Source organism: Fibrobacter sp. UWB5, from assembly GCF_002210295.1.
Taxonomy (GTDB): domain Bacteria; phylum Fibrobacterota; class Fibrobacteria; order Fibrobacterales; family Fibrobacteraceae; genus Fibrobacter.
Genome location: NZ_MWQH01000017.1, coordinates 1 through 1,374, shown reverse-complemented (window position 1 = coordinate 1,374; position 1,374 = coordinate 1). Strand labels below are relative to the sequence as shown.

General features: G+C 52.8%; 2 protein-coding genes. Both read left to right on the top strand.

What is annotated here, in order from left to right:
* Window positions 1–75: 75 nt before the first annotated feature.
* Complete coding sequence (locus B7989_RS13795; protein WP_073054652.1) at window positions 76–405, top strand: transposase; 330 nt, start codon at window positions 76–78, stop codon at window positions 403–405.
* A 17-nt stretch (window positions 406–422) separates the two neighbouring features.
* The gene (locus tag B7989_RS13790; RefSeq protein ID WP_085534771.1) at window positions 423–1,271 is read left to right on the top strand and encodes an IS3 family transposase; all 849 of its coding nucleotides are present in this window, start codon (window positions 423–425) and stop codon (window positions 1,269–1,271) included.
* Window positions 1,272–1,374: the final 103 nt, after the last annotated feature.

Below are 1,374 nucleotides of genomic sequence, written 5' to 3'. Positions count from 1 at the left end.
TGGACTATGCAGGAGTTTAATAAGAGGGTAGCATAAGCTACTATATTCATTGCGCAACCCCAAAAAGGTAAAACAATGGCAAAAGTCAACTACAACTCCGAGACAAGGGAACAAGTCATCAAACTGGTCCTGAAAGGCGAAAAGTCCGCAAATCAGATAGCCAAGGAACTCGGAATAGGGCCAAATACGGTCGGTAGGTGGGTAAACGAGTACCGCAAGGAACACAACCTGCCGAGCTATCGCGAGGAACGGCGCATCCGCAAGGTGTCCGTCGAGGAACTCGCCACCAAGAATAGGGAACTGGAGAAGCTCCTGAAGAAACGCGAAAAGGAACTCGCGGACGAGAAGGAGACGGTAGAGATCCTAAAAAAATCCCTGCACATCTTTATGCGACCACACGACTGAAATGCGAGGCGATACACGTGAACCGCAAGAAATACTCAGTCAGGAAGATGTGCAGAGCCCTAGGAATACCGCAGTGTTCCTACTACCAGTGGTCAAAACAGGAAACGGCAAGGTCCGAACGCAAGGCCCGCGAAGAACGGCTTGTCCAGAAGGTCCGCGACACCTTCGAAGAAAACCACCGCGTGTACGGTTGCCCGAAGATGCTGGCGGCACTCCAAGACAAGGGTGTCGAGGTAAAGGTGTGGAAACTGCGCCGCATCATGCGCGAGAACGGGCTCTATCCAGTCACACTCAGGAAGTGGAAACCCTACCGCAAGGGCAAATGCGACGCCATGTACAGCGAGAACCTGGTGCAGCGTAAGTTCGATCCCGACAGCCTGAACGCCGTCTGGGCCGGCGACATCACCTACGTCAAGACTACGCTTGGCTGGGTGTACCTTGCCGTGGTGTTGGACCTGTGTAACAAGGAGGCGGTGGGCTACGCCGTAAGCAAGAACATCGACACGGAACTTGTCAAGCGCGCGTTGTCCAATGCCATCATGCAACGCGGCCATCACGACGGGCTCATCTTCCATTCCGACCGCGGCGTGCAGTACAGTAGCATGGGTTACCGCACGATGCTCTCGGAGAACGGGATAACGCCCTCGATGAGCGCACCGGGCTGCCCCTACGACAACGCCTGCATGGAAAGCTTCTTCGCAAGCTTCAAGAAGGAGATGGCCTACAGGCGTGACTTCAAGGACATCGAAGACGTGCGGGAGGCCGCTTTCAGGTATATCGAGCTGTTCTACAACCGGAAACGGCTCCATAGTTCGCTGGGATACGTGACTCCGGTTGAATATAGGCTGTCAAAACAGGCTGCCTAGACCACAAGGGTATACCACTTAACAAGAAAAAAGGATATATTTAACTTAACCGGTAATGAATATGGTCGTTCATGAACCCACTATTAAAAAACCTACAAATCCA